The sequence below is a fragment of the Variovorax flavidus genome (genome assembly GCF_030317145.1).
In the GTDB taxonomy this organism is placed as follows: Bacteria; Pseudomonadota; Gammaproteobacteria; order Burkholderiales; family Burkholderiaceae_C; genus Variovorax; species Variovorax flavidus.
On record NZ_JASZYE010000004.1, the window covers coordinates 18,006 to 37,850 of the forward strand.

The 19,845-nt window shown below is 64.5% G+C and carries 17 protein-coding genes; all 17 read left to right on the forward strand.

Translation table 11 applies throughout. The annotated features are described in order from the left end of the window. Window positions 1-9 precede the first annotated feature (9 nt). The 17 genes from QTH90_RS19925 (at window position 10) to QTH90_RS20005 (ending at window position 19,845) form a co-directional block, all read left to right on the forward strand. A complete protein-coding gene (locus QTH90_RS19925; protein WP_286666313.1) occupies window positions 10-684 on the forward strand; it encodes a type IV pilus inner membrane component PilO in 675 nt (224 codons plus the stop codon). Beyond that, window positions 681-1,220 carry a pilus assembly protein PilP gene (locus QTH90_RS19930; protein WP_286666314.1) on the forward strand — a complete coding sequence of 180 codons (540 nt, stop codon included), beginning with the start codon at window positions 681-683 and terminating at the stop codon, window positions 1,218-1,220. The genes QTH90_RS19925 and QTH90_RS19930 overlap by 4 nt, the downstream gene beginning before the upstream one ends. After that, entirely contained in the window at window positions 1,217-3,367 is a 2,151-nt protein-coding gene (locus QTH90_RS19935; RefSeq protein ID WP_286666315.1) for a type IV pilus secretin PilQ, read from the forward strand. Before QTH90_RS19930 ends, QTH90_RS19935 begins: the two co-directional genes overlap by 4 nt. A gap of 22 nt (window positions 3,368-3,389) precedes the next feature. Beyond that, window positions 3,390-3,935: a shikimate kinase gene (locus QTH90_RS19940; RefSeq protein ID WP_286666316.1), complete on the forward strand. Its 546-nt coding sequence runs from the start codon at window positions 3,390-3,392 to the stop codon at window positions 3,933-3,935. A 36-nt stretch (window positions 3,936-3,971) separates the two neighbouring features. Next, window positions 3,972-5,072: a 3-dehydroquinate synthase gene (aroB, locus tag QTH90_RS19945; protein ID WP_286666317.1), complete on the forward strand. Its 1,101-nt coding sequence runs from the start codon at window positions 3,972-3,974 to the stop codon at window positions 5,070-5,072. 55 nt (window positions 5,073-5,127) lie between these two features. Next, entirely contained in the window at window positions 5,128-6,258 is a 1,131-nt protein-coding gene (locus QTH90_RS19950) for a deoxyguanosinetriphosphate triphosphohydrolase (RefSeq protein ID WP_286666318.1), read from the forward strand. Beyond that, complete coding sequence (locus QTH90_RS19955; RefSeq protein ID WP_286666319.1) at window positions 6,255-7,505, forward strand: MFS transporter; 1,251 nt, start codon at window positions 6,255-6,257, stop codon at window positions 7,503-7,505. Before QTH90_RS19950 ends, QTH90_RS19955 begins: the two co-directional genes overlap by 4 nt. Beyond that, entirely contained in the window at window positions 7,502-8,074 is a 573-nt protein-coding gene (locus QTH90_RS19960; RefSeq protein ID WP_286666320.1) for a DUF1415 domain-containing protein, read from the forward strand. Before QTH90_RS19955 ends, QTH90_RS19960 begins: the two co-directional genes overlap by 4 nt. Continuing rightward, window positions 8,071-8,931 carry a class I SAM-dependent methyltransferase gene (locus QTH90_RS19965; protein ID WP_286666321.1) on the forward strand — a complete coding sequence of 287 codons (861 nt, stop codon included), beginning with the start codon at window positions 8,071-8,073 and terminating at the stop codon, window positions 8,929-8,931. The genes QTH90_RS19960 and QTH90_RS19965 overlap by 4 nt, the downstream gene beginning before the upstream one ends. Window positions 8,932-8,951: 20 nt before the next feature. Continuing rightward, window positions 8,952-9,647, forward strand: coding sequence for a transposase (locus QTH90_RS19970; RefSeq protein ID WP_286666322.1), 696 nt, complete (start codon window positions 8,952-8,954; stop codon window positions 9,645-9,647). A 181-nt stretch (window positions 9,648-9,828) separates the two neighbouring features. Continuing rightward, window positions 9,829-14,577 (forward strand): glutamate synthase-related protein, encoded by a 4,749-nt coding sequence (locus QTH90_RS19975; RefSeq protein ID WP_286666323.1) that lies wholly within the window; start codon window positions 9,829-9,831, stop codon window positions 14,575-14,577. 33 nt (window positions 14,578-14,610) lie between these two features. Further along, entirely contained in the window at window positions 14,611-16,089 is a 1,479-nt protein-coding gene (locus tag QTH90_RS19980) for a glutamate synthase subunit beta (RefSeq protein ID WP_286666324.1), read from the forward strand. Between the two features lie 134 nt (window positions 16,090-16,223). After that, window positions 16,224-17,048 carry an ABC transporter ATP-binding protein gene (locus tag QTH90_RS19985; protein WP_286666325.1) on the forward strand — a complete coding sequence of 275 codons (825 nt, stop codon included), beginning with the start codon at window positions 16,224-16,226 and terminating at the stop codon, window positions 17,046-17,048. Then, window positions 17,045-17,827, forward strand: a complete 783-nt coding sequence (mlaE, locus tag QTH90_RS19990; protein ID WP_286666326.1) for a lipid asymmetry maintenance ABC transporter permease subunit MlaE — start codon at window positions 17,045-17,047, stop codon at window positions 17,825-17,827. Before QTH90_RS19985 ends, mlaE begins: the two co-directional genes overlap by 4 nt. 27 nt (window positions 17,828-17,854) lie before the next feature. Continuing rightward, the gene (gene mlaD, locus QTH90_RS19995) at window positions 17,855-18,343 is read left to right on the forward strand and encodes an outer membrane lipid asymmetry maintenance protein MlaD (RefSeq protein WP_286666327.1); all 489 of its coding nucleotides are present in this window, start codon (window positions 17,855-17,857) and stop codon (window positions 18,341-18,343) included. Continuing rightward, entirely contained in the window at window positions 18,340-19,074 is a 735-nt protein-coding gene (locus QTH90_RS20000; protein ID WP_444814747.1) for an MlaA family lipoprotein, read from the forward strand. Before mlaD ends, QTH90_RS20000 begins: the two co-directional genes overlap by 4 nt. A 117-nt stretch (window positions 19,075-19,191) precedes the next feature. Next, window positions 19,192-19,845 (forward strand): MlaC/ttg2D family ABC transporter substrate-binding protein, encoded by a 654-nt coding sequence (locus tag QTH90_RS20005; protein WP_286666328.1) that lies wholly within the window; start codon window positions 19,192-19,194, stop codon window positions 19,843-19,845.

A 19,845-nucleotide genomic window follows, 5' to 3' on the forward strand; every position in this document is an offset into this window, starting at 1 on the left:
GCGTTCATCATGGCAACCAAACGCTCATCCCAGAAGATCGACCTCGCGACCGCCATGCGGCGCTTTGGTCAGCAGTTCCAGGGCCTCAATCCGAACGATCCGTCGGTCTGGCCGGCCGTTCCGCGGTACGCCTTGTGCGTTGCAGTAGCGGCGCTGGTGCTGGTGGCCCTGTGGTTCGTGTGGCTCACCAATTCCAACGACGAGCTCGAAGCCGAACGCGCCAAGGAAGTCACGCTCAGGGCGGACTACCAGAAGAAGGTTGCGCAGGCCGCCAATCTCGAGTTGCTGAAGAAGCAGCGCGAGCAAGTGCAGCAATACGTCACGCTGCTTGAAAAGCAGCTGCCGAGCAAGGCTGAAATGGATGCCCTGCTGTCGGATATCAACCAGGCCGGCCTCGGGCGCAGCCTGCAGTTCGAGCTGTTCCGGCCGGGCCAGATTTCCGTCAAGGACTACTACGCCGAGTTGCCGATCGCCGTGCGCGTGACGGGCCGCTACCACGACATGGGCGCCTTTGCCGCCGACGTTGCCAACCTCTCCCGGATCGTGACCCTGAACAACCTGTCCGTCACGCCGCAGAAGGATGGAAACCTGGTCATGGATGCCACGGCCCGGACCTATCGTTATCTGGATGAGGAAGAGCAAGCCATGCAGAAACGTGCTGCCGCGGGGGCAAAGAAGAAATGAGATCGCTCCGTTTTCTCTGGCTCGGCGTGGCCGCAGTCAGCCTGAGCGGCTGCTTCGGCTCCGAACAGGAGGATCTCCAGCGCTGGATGGCAGAACAGCGGGCGCAGGTTCGCCCGACGGTGCCGCCCATCACGGAGCCGAAGAAATTCACTCCTCAGGCCTACACGGAGGGCGCGGTCATCGAGCCTTTCAACATGCAGAAGTTGACGCAGGCATTGCGCCGCGACTCGAGCCAGCCCAGCACCTCGGGCCTGATTGCACCGGAGCTCACCCGTCGCAAGGAGGCCCTGGAGGCCTTCCCGCTCGATTCGATGGCGATGGTCGGCAGCCTGAACCGCAATGGACAGCCGGTCGCACTCGTCAGCGTCGACAAGCTGCTCTATCAGGTTCGGGTAGGCAACTATCTGGGACTCAACTACGGGCGCATCACCCGTATCAGTGAAACCGAACTCGCCTTGCGTGAAATCGTGCAGGACGCCGCCGGTGAATGGATTGAACGCGTGGCGACGCTGCAGTTGCAAGAGAGGACGAAATGAATCAACAAAAATCAATGTTCGCACACTGGCTGCGCGTTGCCGGTGCGGCTGTCCTCGCCTTGAGCGCGGCGGCTGTCGTTCACGCCCAGAATGCCATCGAATCGGTCACGAGTTCGATGCAATCGGGCGCCGAGGTCATCCGGATCGATTTCACCCAGCCGCTGGCGGCGCCGCCGGCGGGCTTTGCGATTCAATCGCCGGCACGCGTTGCGCTGGACTTCCCGGGCGTGACCAACGCGATCGGCCGCTCGGCGATCGAGGTCAACCAGGGCAACCTGCGCTCGGTGAATGTGGTGCAGGCCGGCGAACGGACGCGCCTGGTGCTGAACCTCAAGCAGGCAACTGCGTACAAGACCGAGATTCAGGGCAAGTCGCTCCTCGTCTCGCTGGAGCCTGTGCCTGGTGCGGCCCTCGTCGCCTCGACGCCGTCGGCATTCGCGGAGAACCGGAATCGCGACACCCTGCCTTTGCGTGACGTCGACTTCCGCCTGGGCTCGGACAACACCGGCCGGGTGATCGTCGACCTGGCCAACAACCAGGTGGGCGTCGACATTCGCCAGCAAGGCAAGAACCTCGTGGTCGAGTTCACCAAGTCGACCTTGCCGGAAGGCCTGCGCCGCCGGCTCGACGTCTCGGATTTCGGCACGCCGGTCCAACTCGTGACGACGCAGCAAGCGGGCGACCGCGTGCGGATGGTCATCGAGCCCAAGGGAGATTGGGAGCACAGCGCTTATCAGAGCGAGAACCAGTTCGTGGTTGAAGTGCGTCCTCGCAAGGTCGATCCGACCAAGCTGACGCAAGGCGTCGGCTACACGGGCGAAAAGCTCTCGTTGAACTTCCAGAACATCGAGATCCGCTCGCTGCTCCAGGTGATCGCCGACTTCACGAACTTCAACATCGTGACGTCCGATTCGGTGACCGGTGCCCTCACGCTTCGTCTGAAGGACGTTCCTTGGGACCAGGCGCTGGACATCATCATGCAGGCGAAGAACCTGGGCATGCGCAAGAACGGCAGCGTGCTGTGGATCGCACCCAAGGACGAAATCAACGCCAAGGAAAAGCTGGAGTTCGAGGCACAGGCCGCCATCCAGAACCTGGAGCCGCTTCGCACCCAGTCGTTCCAGCTCAACTACACCAAGGCGATTGCGATTGCACAGGGCCTGACCGGTACCGGCGCTGCCGCGGGCAGCGGTGGCGGCGCAGGCACGACTTCGCGCATCCTGAGCCCTCGCGGCAGCGTGATCGCCGAATCGCGGACCAATCAGCTGTTCGTTTCGGACATCCCGTCGCGTCTGACCCAGGTGGCTGAACTGATCCAGAAACTGGATATCCCGGTGCGCCAGGTCCTGATCGAGGCCCGTATCGTCGAAGCCTCGGACACCTTCGGCAAGTCCCTTGGCGTGCGGCTCGGCGGTGGTATCGCCGGCGGCTCGGTGGGTTCGTTGAATGGCAGCCAGGTTTTCGGCAACGCCGGTGTGATGCCGGTCGTGACGCCTGGCGTCAACGGCGCTCCCCCGACCGCACTGACGACCTTCACGAACTCCAACTTCGTGAACCTTCCGTCCACTGGTGTCGCCGGCAACGGAAATGCACCCGGCACGTTCGCGATCTCGCTGTTCAATTCCAGCTTCTCGCGGATGCTGAACCTCGAAATCTCCGCCCTGGAAGCCGATGGCAAGGGCAAGGTGGTGTCGAGCCCCCGTGTCGTGACGGCAGACCAGACCAAGGCGTTGATCGAGCAGGGTACGGAACTGCCCTACCAGGTCGCCACGTCCAGCGGCGCCACCTCGATCGCGTTCCGCAAGGCCAACCTCAAGCTCGAGGTGACCCCGCAGATCACGCCCGAAGGCAACATCATCCTGACGCTCGACGTCAACAAGGACACGGTGGGTCAGGCGACCACGGCCGGTTTCGCGATCAACACCAAGCACGTGCAGACCGAGGTGCTGGTCGAGAACGGCGGCACGGTCGTCATTGGTGGTATCTTCGAACTTGTCGAAGCCAATGACGAGTCGCGCATACCGGTGCTCGGTGAAGTGCCCTATGTCGGTGCACTGTTCCGTACGCGCACTCGCACTGCCAACAAAACTGAAATGCTCGTCTTTATCACCCCGAAGATGATTACCGATCGCAACGCTGCGCGTTGATGCGCGGCGTTCGTAGCACCGCATGGCGGTCGCACTCGTCGGCTTGCCCGGCGCCGGAAAATCCGCTGTAGGCCGGCGCTTGGCGCAGCGCCTGCAGCTTCCTTTCATTGACAGCGATCATGTGATCGAGGACCGGATCGGCTGCTCGATCCGGGACTATTTCGAGCGGGAGGGCGAGGCCAGCTTCCGCGATCTGGAGCAAACGGTCATCGCCGAGCTCGCGGCGGTGCCCCATGGCGTGGTCGCTACCGGCGGCGGCTCCGTACTCCGAGAGGCCAACCGCACCCAGTTGCGCTCACGCTTTCATGTGATCTATCTGCGTTCGGCGCCAGAGGATCTGTTCCGACGACTTCGGCATGACGTGAAACGGCCACTCCTGCAAGTCGCCGACCCTCTGGGCCGCTTGCGCGAACTCTATGGCGCCCGCGATCCGCTCTACCGCGAAACTGCCCATGACGTGGTCGAGACGGGCCGGCCCACGGTTGCCATGCTGGTGAACATCATCGTGATGCAACTGGAACTGGCGGGCATTGCTTCACCCGCCCCAGAGGGGGATCAACTCGACTGAGGAGGGCGCGGACGGCATGCACCTAAACTCGGGGGCATGCGATTGTCCGTCCCTCCTGAACACGTCGAGATCCAGCTTGGCGAGCGCAGCTATCCGATATGGATCGGCAGCGGCCTGCTCGGCGACCCGAGCAATTACCTGGCCTTGCCTGCAGCAGCCACGGCGCTGATCGTCACCAACACCACCGTTGCGCCTCTTTATGCCGCCACCCTGCGCGCGGCGTTGGCCGGTCGCTTCCGCGAGGTGCATGTGCTCGAACTGCCCGATGGCGAAGCGCACAAGGACTGGCAGACACTCAACCTGATCTTCGACGCGCTGCTGAGTCACGGCAGTGATCGCAAGACAGTGCTTTTCGCGCTGGGCGGCGGCGTCGTGGGCGACATGACCGGCTTTGCGGCCGCCAGCTATATGCGAGGCGTGCCCTTCGTCCAGGTGCCGACCACCTTGCTGGCGCAGGTCGATTCGTCGGTGGGCGGGAAGACCGCCATCAACCACCCGCTGGGCAAGAACATGATCGGCGCGTTCTATCAGCCGCAACTCGTGCTGTGCGACCTGGCAACGCTGGCCACCTTGCCGCCGCGGGAGCTCAGCGCGGGATTGGCCGAAATCATCAAGTACGGTCCGATCTACGACATGGATTTCCTGGCGTGGATCGAGAGCCACATCGATGCCCTCGTGGCCCGGGAGCCTGTTGCGCTGGCTCACGCCGTCAAGCGCAGCTGCGAGATCAAGGCTGCCGTGGTGGGGCAGGACGAGCGGGAAACCGGCTTGCGCGCGATTCTCAACTTCGGCCACACCTTCGGCCACGCGATCGAATCGGGGCTTGGCTATGGTGAGTGGCTCCACGGCGAGGCCGTCGGTTGCGGCATGGTCATGGCGGCCCATTTGTCGGAGCGCCTGGGCGGCATCGACGCAGCCTTCGTCCAGCGACTCACGGCGCTGATCCGCCGCGCTGGCCTTCCCGTCGTGGCGCCCGCGCTTGGCGCGGAGCGGTATCTGGAGCTGATGCGAATCGACAAGAAGTCGGAGGCGGGCGAGATCCGCTTTGTCGTGCTCGACAAGCCCGGTTCGGCCATCATGCGCGGCGCTCCCGATGCGATGGTGCGCGAGGTGCTTGCGCAATGCTGCGCCGCCTGAATTGCCCGCCGACCTGCGCAGCGGTCAACGGAAGTTCGACAAGTGGAGCAGGGACGTGAGCCTCGCACCTTACGCCTCCGATCCGGCTCTATCGCGCGGGCGCAGGCATCCCGAACTGCCGGCGCCCACGCGCGATGCGTTCCAGCGCGATCGCGACCGCATCGTGCATTCGACGGCGTTCCGGCGCCTGGTCTACAAGACGCAGGTTTTCCTGAACCACGAAGGCGATCTGTTCCGCACACGGCTCACTCATTCGTTGGAAGTCGCGCAGCTCGGCCGCTCGATCGCGCGCGCGCTCCAACTCAACGAGGATCTGGTCGAAGCGATCGCTCTGGCGCATGACCTCGGGCACACACCCTTCGGGCACGCTGGCCAGGACGCGCTCGACGAATGCATGCGGGATCACGGCGGCTTCGAGCACAACCTGCAGAGCTTGCGCGTCGTCGACGAACTCGAACATCGCTACCCGCAGTACGACGGCCTCAACCTGAGCTTCGAGACGCGCGAAGGCATTCTCAAGCACTGTTCGCGGGCCAACGCGGAGCGCATAGAGGCCACGGAGCCGGGCGGCGTGGCGCGACGTTTCTGCGACCGCACGCAGCCAGGGCTCGAGGCGCAACTGTGCAACCTTGCAGACGAAATTGCCTACAACGCGCACGACATCGACGATGGCGTGAGATCAGGGCTGATCAGCATCGAGCGGCTCGGCGAGGTGGCGCTGTTCGATCGATACCGCCGCGAAGCGCTGGCCGAGTTCCCTCAACTTCACGGGCGACGCGTGCTCTACGAAACGATTCGCCGGATGCTCAGCGCGCAGGTCTATGACGTGATCGACGCGACGCGCGGCGCACTCGAAGCGACGGCGCCGCCCGACGCGGATGCCGTGCGCCGCGCGACGCCGCTGGTGCTTTTCAGCCGGTCCATGCGGGCCGAATCCACGGAGCTGAAGCGCTTCCTTTTTCACAATCTGTATCGGCACGAGCGAGTGATGCAGACCGCAGATCGGGCGCAAGGAGTGGTGCGCGCACTGTTCGCCGCGTACCTCGACAAGCCGGTCGAAATGCCCGAGGGGTACGGCCAGCGCGAGGACCGACATCGCGCGGTGGCGGACTATATTGCCGGGATGACTGATCGATTCGCGATCCGTGAATATGAACGCCTGACGGGGCAGCGGTGGGTCGAATGAGCGGCGTGTCGAGGATCCCCGCTGCGGCGCTGGCCGTCGTGGCCGCGGGCGTTGCCGCAGCGTTGCATCTGGGCAAGTTGCCGCCCGCGGTGCCTGCCTTGCAATCGAGCCTGGGCATCGGTCTGGTGGAGGCAGGCTTCCTCCTGTCGCTGGTCCAGGTGGCGGGCATGACGCTCGGCATCTTCGTCGGATTGGCAGCGGACACCATCGGGCTTCGGCGCAGCATGCTTGCCGGATTGACGGTGGTCACCATCGCGAGCGTGCTGGGCGGACTGGTGGGAGTCTGGTCCAGCGACGGTCCACAAGCCTTGCCTTGGCTGCTGGCGCTGCGTGCGCTCGAAGGGGTTGGATTTCTCCTGGCGGTGATGCCGGGTCCGGGCCTGGTCCGTGCGTTGGCGCCGCCCCATTCGGAGAAGGCGGCGCTCGGCCTGTGGGGCGCCTACATGCCGCTCGGGGTGGCATTGGCGCTCTTGCTGGGGCCGGCGCTGATCGCTTGGGCGGGCTGGTCTGGATGGTGGTGGGCCCTGTCCTCGGTCTCCGCGGCCGCGGCGATCTGGGTGGCGGTGGTGGTGCCGGCGGACAAAGCCCGGCAGGCGACGGCTTCATCGTCAACCGAGAGTTGGTCCGTGCGGCTGCGCGGCACCGTCGGCGCGAGCGCGCCCTGGACCCTGGCACTCGCCTTCGCGGTCTACTCCTCGCAATGGATGGCCGTGATCGGCTTCCTGCCTGCAATCTATGCCGACGCCGGCGTGCCAAGTGCGTGGAATGCAGGGCTGACCGCTCTTGCGGCGGCGACCAACATCGTCGGCAACGTGACGGGCGGCCGGCTTCTCCAGCGCGGCGTGGCGCCCGATCGCCTGCTGCGCTGGGGCTTCGTCGTCATGGCGCTCGGCAGCATGGCCGCTTTTGCGCAATTCGGTGGCCCGCACGACCCGCTGGGCCTGCCGCCAGCGCTGCGTTACCTCGCGGTCTGCATGTTCTCCCTCGGCGGCGGCGTGGTGCCTGCCACCCTGTTCATGCTGGCGGTGCGGCTCGCACCGGGGCCTTCCACGGTGTCGACGACCGTCGGGATGATGCAGCAGGCGTCGTCGCTCGGCCAGTTCATCTCGCCGCCGTTCGTTGCATGGATCGCGCATCGTGTGGGGGGCTGGCAATGGACGTGGACTCTCACGCTGGCGTGCTCGCTGGCGGGCCTGGCGCTCGCAGCGCGTCTGTCGCCTGCGATCGCGCGCAGGGGCGCCACATGAGCAACCAAGCCATTTCTTCTTCGCAGGCCGAGGTCGACACGCAACGTTGGCTTGAGCGCGCAGTGATCGGGCTCAATCTCTGCCCATTTGCGAAAGCTGTGCATATTCGGGGACAGATTCACTATGCTGTGTATCTGCCGAACGAAGAGGGTGGGCTGATCGATGCCCTGATCGCCGAGGCACACGCGCTCGCCGCCTGCGAACCCACCGAACGCGACACCACACTTCTGATTGCGCCCAACACCTTGGCTGATTTCCTCGACTTCAATGATTTCACTGCGCGTGCCGAGCGCCGCCTTGCGCAGGCGGGCTTCGAAGGCCAGTTCCAACTCGCCAGTTTCCATCCGCACTTTCAGTTTGCCGGCACGGACGCCGTCGACATCACGAATGCGACCAACCGTGCGCCATACCCCACGTTGCACCTCCTGCGCGAGGACAGCGTGAGCCGCGCCGTCGACGCCTTCCCGGACGCCGAAGCCATCTTCGGCCGCAATATCGACACCCTGGAAGCGCTCGGCGCTGAAGGCTGGGCTGCGTTGGGCGTCGGCCCCGGAGGCGCCGCGCGATGAGCAAGGTCGCCAAGGCCGCGAAGGCCGAAGCCGAGGTCCTGAGTGAACTGCGGCCGGGGCAGTCCGTCGAGCTGCTCAAGGAACTGCACATCCTCACGCGCGAAGGCCGGCTCAACCAGGATTCGCGCCGCAAGCTCAAGCAGGTCTATCACCTGTTCCAGTTCATCGAAAAGCTGCTGCGCGAGTTGCCAGACGACGGTGCGCAGGCGACGCTGGCCGACCATGGGGCAGGCAAGTCGTACCTGGGCTTCATCATCTATGACCTGTTCTTCCGTGAGCGTGGCGGCGGGCAGGTGTACGGGATCGAGACGCGGGCGGATCTGGTCGACAGGTCGCGCGACCTTGCCAGGCGCCTGGGTTTCGACCGCATGTCGTTCCTCAACCTCACGGTGGCTGAGTCGGCCAGCGCGGCGGCCTTGCCGGCACGGATCGACGTGGTGACCGCGCTGCACGCCTGCGACACCGCGACCGACGACGCGATCGCATTCGGGCTCGCAAAGAAAGCGCGCTTCATGGTGCTGGTGCCTTGCTGCCAGGCCGAGATTGCAGCCTGCTTGCGCCAGACCAAGGCGCTGGCGCTCTCTCGCACGCCATTGGCGGAACTGTGGCGCCATCCGTTGCACACCCGCGAGATCGGAAGCCAGCTGACCAACGTGCTGCGCTGCCTCTACCTCGAAGCCAATGGCTACCAGGTCACGGTCACGGAACTGGTGGGCTGGGAGCACAGCATGAAGAACGAACTCATCATCGCGCGCCACACAGGGCAGCACAAAGCCAGCGCGGCGGCGCGGCTTCGCGAGCTGCTGGCCCAGTTCGGGCTGGAGTCGTTGATGGAGACTCGCTTCCGGCTGCCCTGAGCCTTTCGCCGCCTCGCGCCATGGCACGCCTGCCCCGCCTCACCCTGGCCGATCAGCCGCACCACGTCATCCAGCGTGGGAACAACCGGCAGCTGGTCTTCGTCGATCGCGCCGACCGCGAGTTCTTCCTGAGCCTGCTCGGGGAGAACGCCGCGCGCCTCGGCGTCGCGCTTCATGCGTACGTGCTGATGGACAACCATTTCCATCTGCTCGCCACGCCATCGACCGCCGACGGCTTGCCGCAATGGATGCAGGCGGTCGGGCGGCGCTATGTGCGGTACTTCAACGACCGGCACGGCCGCAGCGGCACCTTGTGGGAAGGGCGGTACAGGTCCACGTTGATCCAGACCGATCGCTATCTGCTGGCCTGCATGGTGTACATCGACCTCAATCCGGTGCGCGCGGGCATGGTGACCGACGCGCGCGACTATCCCTGGTCGAGCCACGGGCACTACGCCGGCTTGCGGCAGGACAGGTTCCTCACGCCTCATCCGTTGTACTGGGCGCTGGGCAACACGCCCTTCGCTCGCGAGGCTGCATATGCCGAATTGGTGCGCAGCGGCATATCGAGCGCAGTTCATGCCGCCTTGACCGACGCCACGCTTCGCGGCTGGGCCGTTGGCGATCAAGATTTTCTCCATTCGTTACAAAAAACGACGGAGCGCCGCGTGCTCAAGGCGCGTCCAGGGCGTCCTCCGATCTCAAGAGACGAGTAGAAAGACCGCCGGATACCGCGTGTTCTAAAGCAGTCTTGCTACAGTTTTTGATATGTCCCCAAATTAATTCCCACTAAATCATTCGGAATTTAATTTGAATCTGACCCCAATTAAACCGTTTGGCATTATTTGTGCAAAGCAATATGCTCCTTTTCCCTGCGAAAACTGAAGGAGCACGCCCATGACGACGGCTGCCGAGATCCAGCATCTCCAAGAACACGGTCTTTATTCTGCTGCCGACGAGCACGACGCCTGCGGCGTTGGCTTCGTGGCCCACATCAAGGGCGAAAAGAGCCACGCCATCGTGTTGCAGGGCCTCAAGATTCTTGAGAATCTCGACCACCGCGGCGCAGTGGGCGCTGACAAGCTCATGGGTGACGGCGCCGGCATCCTGATCCAGCTGCCCGACCTGCTGTACCGCGAAGAGATGGCGAAACAGGGGGTCACCCTCCCGCCGCCTGGCGAATACGGCGTCGGCATGATCTTCCTGCCCAAGGAACACGCGTCCCGCGAGGCCTGCGAGCAGGAGATGGAGCGCGCGATCAAGGCGGAGGGCCAGGTCCTGCTGGGCTGGCGCGACGTGCCGGTCAACCGCGAGATGCCCATGTCGCCGAACGTGCGCGCCAAGGAGCCTCTGCTTCGCCAGATCTTCATCGGCCGCGGCAACGACGTGATCGTGCAGGACGCACTCGAGCGCAAGCTGTATGTGATCCGCAAGACCGCCAGCGCCAACATCCAGCGCCTCAAGCTCAAGCACAGCAAGGAATACTACGTTCCGAGCATGTCGAGCCGCACGGTCGTCTACAAGGGCCTGCTGCTCGCCGATCAAGTTGGTACTTACTACCTGGACTTGCAAGATAAGCGCTGCGTTTCGGCTCTGGGCCTGGTGCATCAGCGCTTTTCGACCAACACCTTCCCCGAGTGGCCGCTGGCCCACCCGTACCGCTATGTCGCGCACAACGGTGAAATCAACACCGTCAAGGGCAACTACAACTGGATGAAGGCGCGCGAAGGCGTCATGTCTTCGCCCGTGCTCGGTGCCGACCTGCAGAAGCTGTATCCGATCAGCTTTGCGGGCCAGTCCGACACCGCGACCTTCGACAACTGCCTCGAGTTGCTGACCATGGCCGGCTACCCGATCAGCCAGGCCGTGATGATGATGATTCCCGAGCCGTGGGAACAGCACGCCACGATGGATCCTCGCCGTCGCGCCTTCTACGAATACCACGCCGCGATGCTGGAGCCGTGGGACGGCCCCGCGTCGATCGTCTTCACCGACGGCCGCCAGATCGGCGCCACGCTCGACCGCAACGGCCTGCGCCCCTCGCGCTACTGCGTGACGGACGACGACCTCGTCATCATGGGTTCGGAATCCGGCGTGCTGCCCGTGCCCGAGCAGAAGATCGTGCGCAAGTGGCGCCTGCAGCCCGGCAAGATGTTCCTGATCGACCTCGAACAGGGCCGCATGATCGACGACGAGGAGGTCAAGGCCACCCTCGCCAACAGCAAGCCCTACAAGCAGTGGATCGAAAACCTGCGCATCAAGCTCGACAGCGTCGAAGCCGAGACGGTGCAGGCGCCGCCGAGCCAGGTCAGCCTGCTCGATCGCCAGCAGGCCTTCGGCTACACGCAGGAAGACATCAAGTTCCTGATGAGCCCGATGGCTGCCGCCGGCGAAGAGGGCATCGGTTCCATGGGCAACGACAGCCCGCTGGCCGTGCTGTCCAACAAGAACAAGCCGCTCTACAACTACTTCAAGCAGCTGTTCGCGCAGGTGACGAACCCGCCGATCGACCCGATCCGCGAAGCGATCGTGATGTCGCTGGTGTCCTTCATCGGCCCGAAGCCGAACCTGCTGGACATCAACCAGGTCAACCCGCCGATGCGGCTCGAAGTGAGCCAGCCGATCCTCGACTTCGCCGACATGGCGAAGCTGCGCGACATCGGAAAGTACACGCAAGGCAAGTTCAAGAGCTACACGCTCGACATCACCTATCCGCTCTCCTGGGGCGATGAGGGCGTCGAGGCCAAGCTGGCGTCGCTGTGCGCCGAAGCGGTCGATGCCATCAAGGGCGGCCACAACATCCTGATCGTGAGCGACCGCGCGGTCGGCCCGACCCAGGTGGCGATTCCGGCGCTGCTGGCGCTTTCGGCCATCCACCAGTACCTGGTGCGTGAAGGCTTGCGCACCACCGCCGGCCTGGTCGTCGAGACGGGTTCGGCCCGCGAAGTCCACCACTTCGGCGTGCTGGCCGGCTACGGCGCGGAAGCCGTGCATCCTTATCTGGCGATGGAAACGCTGGCCGCGATGCACGAGGACCTGTCCGGCGACCTGAGCGCGGAAAAGGCCATCTACAACTACGTCAAGGCGGTCGGCAAGGGTCTGTCCAAGATCATGTCGAAGATGGGCGTCAGTACTTATATGAGCTACTGCGGCGCGCAGCTGTTCGAGGCCATCGGCCTCAACAGCGAAACCGTCGGCAAGTACTTCACCGGTACGGCCAGCCGCGTCGAAGGCATCGGCGTGTTCGAGATCGCCGAGGAAGCGATCCGCATGCACAAGGCGGCCTTCAGCGACGACCCGGTGCTCGCGCACATGCTCGACGCCGGCGGCGAATACGCCTGGCGCACCCGTGGCGAAGAGCACATGTGGACGCCCGATGCGATCGCCAAGCTGCAGCACAGCACGCGCGCCAACAACTTCAACACGTACAAGGAATACGCGCAGATCATCAACGACCAGAACCGCCGGCATCTCACGCTGCGCGGCCTGTTCGAGTTCAAGATCGATCCTGCCAAGGCGATTCCGGTGGACGAGGTCGAGCCTGCGACCGAGATCGTCAAGCGTTTTGCCACGGGCGCGATGTCGCTCGGCTCCATCAGCACCGAGGCGCATTCGACGCTGGCCGTCGCCATGAACCGCATCGGCGGCAAGAGCAACACCGGCGAGGGCGGCGAGGATCCGAACCGTTACCGCAACGAGCTCAAGGGCATCCCGATCAAGATGGGCGACACGCTCAAGAGCGTGATCGGCGAAGCCAACGTCGAAGTCGACCTTCCGCTGAAGGACGGCGATTCGCTGCGCTCGAAGATCAAGCAGGTCGCCTCGGGCCGGTTCGGCGTCACCGCCGAGTACCTCTCCTCGGCAGACCAGCTGCAGATCAAGATGGCTCAGGGCGCCAAGCCCGGCGAAGGCGGTCAGTTGCCCGGCGGCAAGGTGTCCAACTACATCGGCCAGTTGCGCTACTCGGTGCCGGGCGTGGGCCTGATCTCGCCCCCGCCGCACCACGACATCTACTCGATCGAGGATCTGGCCCAGCTGATCCACGACCTGAAGAACGTCGCGCCGCATGCGAGCGTGAGCGTGAAGCTGGTGAGCGAAGTCGGCGTCGGCACGATCGCGGCTGGCGTGGCCAAGTGCAAGAGCGACCACGTCGTGATCGCCGGCCATGACGGCGGCACGGGCGCTTCGCCCTGGTCGTCGATCAAGCACGCGGGCAGCCCGTGGGAAATCGGCCTGGCCGAAACCCAGCAGACCCTGGTGCTGAACCGCCTGCGCGGCCGTATCCGTGTGCAGGCCGATGGCCAGATGAAGACCGGCCGCGACGTTGCCATCGGCGCGCTGCTCGGCGCCGACGAGTTCGGATTCGCGACCGCGCCGCTGGTGGTCGAAGGCTGCATCATGATGCGCAAGTGCCACCTCAACACCTGCCCGGTGGGCGTGGCGACGCAAGACCCGGTGCTGCGCAAGAAGTTCTCGGGCAAGCCCGAGCACGTGGTGAACTACTTCTTCTTCGTTGCCGAGGAAGTCCGCCAGATCATGGCCCAGCTGGGCGTGCGCAAGTTCGACGACCTGATCGGTCGTGCCGACCTGCTCGACACCAAGCAGGGCATCGAGCACTGGAAGGCGCGCGGCCTTGATTTCAGCCGCCTGTTCGCACAGCCGAACGTTCCGGCCGACGTGCCGCGCTATCACGTCGAGAACCAGGACCACGGCCTGCAGAAGAGCCTGGACAACAAGCTGATCGAGCGTTCGCGTCCGGCCATCGACAAGGGCGAGAAGGTCCAGTTCATCGAGGTCGCCCGCAATGTGAACCGCTCGGTCGGCGCCATGCTCTCGGGCGCGTTGACCAAGGTGCATCCGCAAGGCTTGCCTGACGACTCGATCCGCATCCAGCTGGAAGGCACGGGCGGCCAGTCCTTCGGCGCCTTCCTGGCGCGCGGCATCACGCTGTACTTGATCGGCGATGCGAACGACTACACCGGCAAGGGCCTGTCGGGTGGCCGCGTGGTGGTGCGTCCGAGCCTCGATTTCCGGGGCGAGGCGATTCGCAACACCATCGTCGGCAACACCGCTCTCTACGGTGCGACCACCGGCGAGGCCTACCTTTGCGGCGTGGCCGGCGAGCGCTTCGCTGTGCGTCTCTCGGGCGCCACCGCAGTGGTCGAAGGCACGGGTGACCACGGCTGCGAATACATGACCGGCGGAACGGTGGCGGTGCTCGGCAAGACCGGCCGCAACTTCGCGGCCGGCATGAGCGGCGGCGTCGCCTTCGTCTACGACGAGGACGGCCAGTTCGCTTCGCGCTGCAATCTCTCGATGGTGTCGCTCGACAAGGTGCTGACATCCGCCGAGCAGACCGCGAGCGTGCATCGCAAGGTGTGGCACGACGGCGAGACCGACGAGGCGCAACTCCGGAAGTTGCTCGAGGATCACCACCGCTGGACCGGCAGCAAGCGCGCGCGCGAACTGCTCGACACCTGGGCCGTGGCCCGCACGAAGTTCGTCAAGGTCTTCCCGAACGAATACAAGCGCGCGCTGGCCGAGATCCACGACCGCGAGGTCGAGCTCGCCAGCAGCGGGAACAACGCACATGCAGGCATGGAGCCGCACGCCGCAACGGCCGCCAAGCCGGTGGCAGCCGTCTGATAGCCGCAACGACAAAGAACAGAGGACAGCACGATGGGAAAAATCACCGGCTTCATGGAGCATGAGCGCGTCGAGGAGGGCTATAAGCCCGTCGAGGAGCGGGTCAAGCACTACAAGGAATTCGTCGTCGGTCTCGACGAGGCGCAGGCCAAGGTGCAGGGTGCGCGTTGCATGGACTGCGGCACGCCGTTCTGCAACAGCGGCTGCCCGGTCAACAACATCATTCCGGACTTCAACGACCTGGTCTATCGCAGCGACTGGCAGAGCGCCTTCGTCGTGCTCGACTCGACCAACAACTTCCCGGAGTTCACCGGCCGCATCTGCCCCGCGCCGTGCGAGGCAGCCTGCGTGCTAAACGTGAATGACGATGCGGTCGGCATCAAGTCGATCGAACACGCGATCATCGACCGCGCATGGGACGAAGGCTGGGTGGCGGCGCGTCCGGCCAAGCACAAGACCGGCAAGAAGGTCGCGGTCGTCGGTTCCGGCCCGGCCGGCATGGCCGCTGCACAGCAACTCGCGCGCGTCGGCCACGACGTGACGCTGTTCGAGAAGAACGACCGCATCGGTGGCCTGCTGCGCTACGGCATCCCCGACTTCAAGATGGAGAAGGTGCACATCGATCGCCGCGTGGAGCAGATGAAGGCCGAAGGCGTGACCTTCCGCACCGGCGTGATGGTCGGCGCGGCCAAGGATCCGCTGGGCAAGGGCTCCAAGGTCACGAACTGGGCCAAGGAAATCGTCACGCCCGAGCAACTCGACAAGGAGTTCGACGCGGTGCTGCTGACCGGCGGCGCCGAGCAGTCGCGTGACCTGCCTGTTCCTGGCCGGGATCTCGACGGCATTCATTTCGCGATGGAGTTCCTGCCGCAGCAGAACAAGATCAACGCGGGTGACAAGGTCAAGGGCCAGTTGCGCGCCGACGGCAAGCACGTGATCGTGATCGGCGGCGGCGACACCGGCTCCGACTGCGTGGGCACCAGCAACCGCCACGGCGCTGCCAGCGTCACGCAATTCGAACTGCTGCCGCAGCCGCCCGAAGAGGAAAACCGCCCGCTGACCTGGCCCTACTGGCCGTACAAGCTGCGCACCAGTTCCAGCCATGAAGAAGGCTGCGAGCGCGAGTTCGCGATCTCGACCAAGGAATTCATCGGCGAGAAGGGCAAGGTCACCGGCTTGAAGACCGTCCGCGTCGAGTGGAAGGACGGCAAGATGGTCGAGGTCGCGGGCAGCGAGCAAGTGCTCAAGGCGGACCTCGTGCTGCTGGCGATGGGTTTCGTCAGCCCGGTCGGCAATGTGCTGGACGCCTTCGGCGTCGAGAAGGATGCTCGCGGCAATGCCAAGGCCACGGTCGAATTCGTGGGCGGGTATGCGACCAACGTGCCCAAGGTGTTCGCCGCAGGCGACATCCGCCGCGGCCAGTCGCTGGTGGTCTGGGCCATCCGCGAAGGACGCCAGGCGGCGCGCTCGGTGGATGAATTCCTGATGGGGTTCAGCGACCTGCCGCGTTGAAGCCGGGAAGGGCGCACCGGCCCGCATGCCCGCCGTTTCGGAGCAGTCCGAAGCGGGCGGGGGCCGGGCATCCCGTATCATTGTGTGTCACCGCAAGCCGGGATGCCTGAGGGCGCCCCGGCTTTTTCATTTCCATGGACGCATCTCCCGCCACTTCCCTCGTCGAATTCCGCAATGTCACCTTCGGGTATGGCCAGCGCGCGATTCTCGACGGCGTCTCCTTCGCCGTGCCGCGTGGCAAGGTGACCGCGCTCATGGGGGCTTCAGGCGGCGGGAAGACCACGGTCCTGCGCCTGATTGGCGGCCAGTTGCGTGCGCAGCGTGGCGAAGTGCTCGTCGACGGTCAAGACATCGGTCGGTTGGGCGCGGATGCGCTCTATGCCGCAAGGCGCCGCATGGGCATGCTGTTCCAGTTCGGGGCGCTCTTCACCGACATGAGCGTGTTCGACAACGTCGCCTTCCCGTTGCGGGAACACACCCAGCTGCCCGACGCCCTGATCCGCGACATCGTGCTCATGAAGCTCGATGCGGTCGGACTGCGCGGTGCGCGGCAACTGATGCCGAGCGAGGTGTCCGGAGGCATGGCGCGCCGCGTCGCGCTGGCGCGCGCGATCGCCCTCGACCCCGATCTCGTCATGTATGACGAGCCCTTTGCCGGGCTCGACCCGATTTCGCTCGGAACTGCAGCCCGGTTGATCCGGCAGCTCAACGACACGCTGGGGCTCACCAGCATCATCGTTTCGCACGATCTCGAAGAGACGTTCCGGATCGCCGATCACGTGATCATCCTCGCGAATGGCGGCATCGCTGCGCAGGGCAAGCCGGACGACGTGCGCAAGAGTTCGGATCCGCTGGTCCACCAGTTTGTCAATGCACTGCCCGACGGGCCGGTGCATTTCCACTACCCCGCCGTCGGAGTCGAGGACGACTTCGGCAATGCCGAAGGGGGCCGCGCATGAGTTGGTACAAGCCTTCGGACGTCGGTTTTGCGGTCCGCAGCAAGCTCGCCGATCTCGGCCTGGGTGCGCGCCTTTTCCTGCGTCTCGTATTCCGTGGCGCGCACAGCCTGCGCCGTTTCGGGCTGGTGCGGGACCAGATCCATTTCCTCGGCAACTACTCGCTCGCGATCATCGCGGTGTCGGGTCTCTTCGTGGGCTTCGTCCTCGGCCTGCAGGGCTACTACACATTGCAGCGCTACGGCTCATCCGAAGCGCTCGGCCTGCTGGTGGCCCTGAGCCTCGTCCGCGAGCTGGGGCCGGTGGTGGCTGCGCTGCTGTTCGCCGGGCGTGCCGGCACTTCGCTGACGGCGGAGATCGGTCTCATGAAGGCTGGCGAGCAGCTGAGCGCCATGGAGATGATGGCGGTCGATCCCGTACAACGCATCCTCGCGCCCCGTTTCTGGGCCGGCGTGATCACCATGCCGCTGCTGGCGGCGGTGTTCAGCGCGGTCGGCGTGGTCGGCGGCTATGTGGTTGGCGTCTTGATGCTGGGCGTCGATCCGGGCGCGTTCTGGGGGCAAATGCAGGGCGGCGTCGATGTCTGGCGGGACGTCGGCAACGGCGTCGTCAAGAGCATCGTCTTCGGCATCACAGTCACCTTCATCGCGCTGCTGCAAGGCTATGAGTCGCAGCCGACGCCTGAAGGCGTGTCGCGCGCCACGACCCGGACGGTCGTCGTGGCCTCGCTCGCGGTGCTCGGGCTCGACTTCCTGCTGACGGCCATGATGTTCAGCATCTAGAAAAATTCGATCAGGAGAGTGCAACACATGCAACGTTCCAACAATGACATCTGGGTCGGCCTGTTCGTGCTGATCGGCGCTGCGGCGCTGCTTTTTCTCGCACTCCAGTCGGCCAACCTCTTGAGCCTGAACTTCCAGAAGACCTACACGGTGACCGCGCGCTTCGACAACATCGGTGGGTTGAAGCCGCAGACCGCGGTCAAGAGCGCCGGCGTGGTCGTCGGACGTGTCGAATCGATCACATTCGACGACAAGAACTTCCAGGCCAGCGTCACGCTTGCGCTGCAAAGCCGATACAGTTTCCCGAAGGACAGTTCGCTCAAGATCCTGACCAGCGGCCTGCTCGGCGAGCAGTACATTGGCATCGAGGCGGGCGCCGACGACAAGAACCTCCAGGCCGGCGATGTCATCACGGCAACGCAGTCCGCGGTCGTGCTGGAGAATCTGATCGGTCAGTTCCTCTACAGCAAGGCGGGCGAGGGAAGTGCGCCTTCAGGTAACTCCAACAAGAAATGAAACCACGATCTCTTCTCGCCCTGCTGTTCAGGGCTGCTGGTCTGCGCTGGGCGTTGGCCGTGAGCACCCTGATCCTGATGACCGGGTGCGCGACCGGCCCCAACGCCAACCCGGCAGACCCCTTCGAGCCGCTCAATCGCCAGGTGGCACGCTTCAACGACACCGTCGACGATGCCGTCCTGCGGCCGGTCGCAACCGTCTACCAGCGTGCGCTGCCTTCGCCGATACGCGCGGGCGTCAACAACTTCTTCGGCAACCTGTCGGATGTCTGGAGCTTCGTCAACAGCGTGGCGCAGCTCAAGCTGCAGGACAGCGCCCAGACCTTCATGCGCGTGAATGTCAACACCGTCTTCGGGCTCGGCGGCATCCTCGACATTGCCACCGAGGCGGGCATTGACCGTCACTCCGAAGACTTCGGCCAGACCCTGGGTCGCTGGGGCGTGCCGAGCGGGCCGTACCTGGTTCTTCCGCTGCTCGGGCCTTCGACCGTGCGCGATGCCGCAGCGCTCATCGTGGACGTGAACGGCGATCTCGTGAACCATGTCAACGACATTCCGGTGCGCAATTCGATGTATGCGCTGCGCCTGGTGGACCTCCGCTCGAACCTCCTGCGTGCAAGCCAATTGCTGGACGATGCCGCCCTCGACAGATATTCGTTCACGCGCGATGCCTTCCTGCAGAGAAGGCGAAACGAAGTGCACGACGGCAACCTGCCCGACGACGGAAACTAGCCATCGGGGCTTTTGCATTCGGTTGCAGCGGACCTTGGTATGGTGGAACCCTGTGGATCGGGCAGCCTCCAACCCTCCAGCTGCCCGACGCGGGAACAGATACAAGGGAATTATTCGATGAACCAGATTCTTCAACGCCGCACCTTGGGCCGCTTTGCGCTCGCCGGGCTCCTGCTCGCCGGTGCCGCCGTCGCGTTCGTTCGACCTGCGCACGCTGCTGACGAAACGCCCGATGCCCTGGTCAAGCGCATCTCGAGCGATGTGCTGGAAACCATCAAGTCGGACAAGTCGATCAAGGCCGGCGACGTCGACAAGATCATGGTGCTGGTCAACACCAAGATCATGCCCAACGTGAACTTCCAGCGCATGACGGCATCCGCCGTGGGCCCGGCCTGGCGCCAGGCCACGCCCGAGCAACAGAAGCGCCTGGAGGAAGAGTTCAAGACCTTGCTCGTGCGCACTTATGCGGGCGCGCTGGACCAGGTGAGCGACCAGACCGTGAGTGTGCGTCCGTTCCGCGGTTCGCTCGACGACAAGGAAGTCCTCGTCCGTACCGAAGTCCGGGGCGGCGGCGACCCGGTGCAACTCGACTACCGGCTCGAAAGAACGCCGGGCGAAGCAGCCGGCTGGAAGATCTACAACATCAATGTGCTGGGCGTCTGGCTGGTCGACACCTACCGCACGCAGTTCGCACAGCAGATCAACAGCAAGGGCATCGACGGCCTGATCGCAGCGCTGGCAGCCCGGAACAAGTCGAACGGCAAGAGCTGA